General features: G+C 62.7%; 7 protein-coding genes and 1 pseudogene. All 8 read left to right on the forward strand.

Annotated elements, in window-relative coordinates:
* The coding region (locus CCR95_RS08155) for an adenine methyltransferase (protein ID WP_201093409.1) at window positions 1-225 on the forward strand (225 nt) is incomplete at its 5' end.
* Between the two features lie 58 nt (window positions 226-283).
* Complete coding sequence (locus CCR95_RS08160; protein ID WP_201093410.1) at window positions 284-496, forward strand: type II toxin-antitoxin system HicA family toxin; 213 nt, start codon at window positions 284-286, stop codon at window positions 494-496.
* Between the two features lie 18 nt (window positions 497-514).
* Entirely contained in the window at window positions 515-946 is a 432-nt protein-coding gene (locus tag CCR95_RS08165; protein ID WP_201093411.1) for a type II toxin-antitoxin system HicB family antitoxin, read from the forward strand.
* A gap of 5 nt (window positions 947-951) precedes the next feature.
* Window positions 952-1,971, forward strand: coding sequence for a hypothetical protein (locus CCR95_RS08170; protein WP_201093412.1), 1,020 nt, complete (start codon window positions 952-954; stop codon window positions 1,969-1,971).
* A 199-nt stretch (window positions 1,972-2,170) separates the two neighbouring features.
* Window positions 2,171-2,422 carry a hypothetical protein gene (locus CCR95_RS08175; protein ID WP_201093413.1) on the forward strand — a complete coding sequence of 84 codons (252 nt, stop codon included), beginning with the start codon at window positions 2,171-2,173 and terminating at the stop codon, window positions 2,420-2,422.
* Window positions 2,419-2,835, forward strand: coding sequence for a type II toxin-antitoxin system VapC family toxin (locus CCR95_RS08180; protein WP_201093421.1), 417 nt, complete (start codon window positions 2,419-2,421; stop codon window positions 2,833-2,835). Before CCR95_RS08175 ends, CCR95_RS08180 begins: the two co-directional genes overlap by 4 nt.
* Window positions 2,783-3,175 (forward strand): ProQ/FINO family protein, encoded by a 393-nt coding sequence (locus tag CCR95_RS08185; protein WP_201093423.1) that lies wholly within the window; start codon window positions 2,783-2,785, stop codon window positions 3,173-3,175. Before CCR95_RS08180 ends, CCR95_RS08185 begins: the two co-directional genes overlap by 53 nt.
* Window positions 3,172-3,414: pseudogene (locus CCR95_RS08190) on the forward strand (hypothetical protein); the annotation flags it as partial. The gene CCR95_RS08185 and the pseudogene CCR95_RS08190, both read left to right, overlap by 4 nt.

Genomic DNA, 3,414 nt, shown 5'->3' on the forward strand with positions numbered 1-3,414 from the left:
GAGCGCATCGTCCCCAAGCCCGAGCATGCCGCTGAGTTGAAGAAGCGCACCCTGACCAACCTCTATAACGCCCGTCCCGCCTGGCTGGAGCACGCGCATCAAGCCCTCGATGCGACGGTTGCCAGCGCCTATGGTTGGGAGGATTACCGCCCCGCGATGCCCGAGTCCGAGATCCTGCGCCGCCTGCTGGCGTTGAACTTGGAACGTTCGACCAAGGTGGAGTAGCACCGCGTTTCTGCCATCCTGATAGATAAACGGACAAAAATGTCCGATACTGTCGCGCATGAAGGGAGCGGAATTCATCCAGCGGGTCCAACGCTACGCCAAGACTCAGGGGCTTGCCTGCCACGTCGACCAGAAGCGCGGCAAGGGGAGCCATGTGACGCTGTATCTCGGTCATCGGCTGACCATCGTGCGCAACCCCAAGGACGAGCTGAAGACCGGCACCCTGCATGCCATGCTCAGGCAGCTTGGCTTGAGCCTCAGCGACCTGTGAGCGGAGTACCTCCACCCGATGCAATTCATCTATCCTGCGATCCTGACGCCCGATCCTTCCGGTGGCTTCGTCGTGTCCTTTCGCGACTGGCCGGAGGCGATCACCCAAGGCGAGACTCTCGATGAGGCGCTTCAAGAAGCGGCCGATTGCCTGGAGGAGGCCGTGGCGGCGCGCATCGACGACCGGGGCGAGATTCCAGCGCCCTCGGCCAGCCAGCCCGAGGAACAGCCGGTGGCGGTCCCGATCCAGACCGCGCTCAAGGCGGCGCTGTTCTTGGCCGTGCGTGAGACCGGCATCGGACCGAGCGAGCTTGCGCGGCGCTTGGGTATCAACGAAAAGGAGGCGCGGCGTTTGCTTGATCCCCGCCACGCCAGTAAGGCGGTGACACTGGAGCGGGCCTTGCTCGCCGTGGGGCGGCGCCTGGCGGTCGAGGTCGAAAAGGCGGCGTGAGGCCAATGGAGGAGCGGCATCCTGACGGCGAGTTCAGCCGCGAGCCCTTCCTGGATCTGCCCGCCAGTCTGGGATGGCGAACGCGCGATGCCGGGATCTGTTTCGCCGATCCGCCCTCTGTGATCCTGCACGCGACGCCCATTTTTCCGCTCTGTCATCCCGAACTGGCCGCGCGTGGGATCGTCTGGGATAGCTTCAGTTTGCTCGATTCGCTGGCGCGACCGGGCGCGTACTGGATCTTGAACTGCACCTGCGGTATCGCGGACGACGCGGGCCTGGAAGTGCCGATCTTCGTGAGCCATCCCGACCGACAGCGGATTGTCTGGGAACTCGATCTCAAGGGACTGGCACCAGCGCTGGAAGACCGGTTGACCGGCACCGATGGTTTTATCCGGCTGACCTTCGCGCGGGATGAATATGAATCCGATCTGCGCGCGCTGATTGGCGAGTTGCGCGAACGTGCGACCAATCCCGTCACCATGGAGGCGTTGTCGGAAACGGATAGCGTCGAATGGCTGCAACGCGAGTCTTCGCATCTGGCGCCATTTCAAGTCGAGGAGCTGGAGCCCGGCATCGATGGGATGGATCTGGAACGCTTATTGGATCTCGATCCCGACAACCTCCCGGCGTCCGCGCCGCTGTGGCCGCCCGGCACGCTGATCGAATTCGGCTTTTTCGCGGTGAGCGATGGACATGAATTGATGCGGGTCAATGGCGAGGTGCCGTGGCCTTCCTCCTGGACTCCCCGCCATTTCACGCGCTGGGAAGCCTGGAGCGCCTTCCATCGCTGGGTTGATCTGTGCCATCGAGGTTTTTGGCTTGGTCATCATGGCTGCATCGTGTCGCCAAGGAGCGAACAGAATCGGTTTTTCCTGCTGCAAGAAGCGGATCGGGCGCGCTGTCATGCCGCCGGTCGGCATCTGGCGGACGTGGTACGGCGTGGCTATGCGGAAGGCGAGACCGCGCCGGGTGTCATGGTCCGCGATGCCGAATGTCCGTTGGACGTTGCCGAGCGGATGAACTGAGCAGGTCGGTTGCTGATCTCGGTTGCTTAACGGGCATCGGTCCGTCCTATACTGCTATCCGTCGCACGACGTTTCGGACGTTAGGCCGGGGGGCAGCGCAAGCTGCGTACATTCGGCAGTGCGGCGTTTTTTCTTGTTCTTCTCGTCCATCGGCGACGACACCAAAAGATGATCCACCTAACTCTCGGAGGGTACGGACATGATGAAAAGCCTGCATCTGACAGCCCGCATCAGCGCTGACGGCATGCTGCATCTTCCTGTCGCGGAGTTTGCCGATCAGGAGGTCGAGGTGATCGTTCTCGCCGCTGCCCATCGGAAAGTGCCGCCTGTCTTGTCTGGTCAGGAGGCGTTACAGAAAGCGCGGGAGGTCGGTTTTATCGGCAGTTTCGAGGCCGAGCCGGATTTTTCTGTCCGCTATAAGCAAACGCTCGACTGGTCCAGTAAGGCATGATCATTGCCGATACGGGTTTTTGGGTCGCTTTGGGAAATCCCAGGGATGACTATCATGCACTGGCCGTGCGGATTTTCGCCACGTTACGGGAGCCCCTGATCACGACCTGGCCGGTGATGACGGAGGTTTGTCATTTGCTGCTGCAACGGCGTGGCACGAGCGCGCAGATCGCATTCATCGAACTGTATCGGCAGGGAGGCATGACGGTCTTCGAGATCGATGCGTCATCTGCCGAGCGGCTTGATCGCTTGATGAAAGCGTACGCCGATTTGCCAATGGATTTGGCTGATGCCTCGCTCGTGCTGCTTGCGGAAGCCTTGGGTCACGGGCGTATCCTCAGCACGGATCGCCGCGATTTTCATGCGTACCGTTGGAAAAATACACGTCCCTTCACCAATCTGCTGCTGTCTTGATCCCCAGCCGGCCGATCTGCAAAGCCTGCTGAAGGACGCCGCACGGATCGATCTTGCCGGTCGCCCGTCGGGCACGGTCAGTGCCGCTGAGGCCAAGGTCGTCCGCCGTCTGCTCGCGCATCCGCTGGATTTGATCGCGGCGTCTCCCGCCTGCTTCGATCCCGGTCAACCGCGCCCGCTCAAGATCGGCATCCATCGTGATCTGATCGCCGCCGGACATCCGTCGCTCGCCGTGCGCTTGGCGCTGCAACGCGACACCGCCTTGGGGCAGTATCGGCGCGGACACTGGTCGCCGGAACGCCGCGCGTTGACCTCCTGGGCCGGCCTGCCGGGGACGTGAGCGAGGAAGATGCCGCCAACGCGCAAGATCGGCTGTCGAGCGCCGCGCCTAAACCAGGCCCGCGCGCCGAACGCCCCCAGCCGCCCGTGCCCGCGCTTCCCCAAGACGCCCCACTGACCCCGGAGAACATCGTGACCGGTCGCCTCGAACTCACCGTGAAGTTTACGCAACTGCCTCAGCCCCTCCCGGTCAAAGCCGGCATGAAGATCGGCATCCAGACGGACACGGCGCTGGTGGTC

It is taken from the genome of Thiocystis minor (genome assembly GCF_016653465.1).
In the GTDB taxonomy this organism is placed as follows: Bacteria; Pseudomonadota; Gammaproteobacteria; order Chromatiales; family Chromatiaceae; genus Chromatium; species Chromatium minus.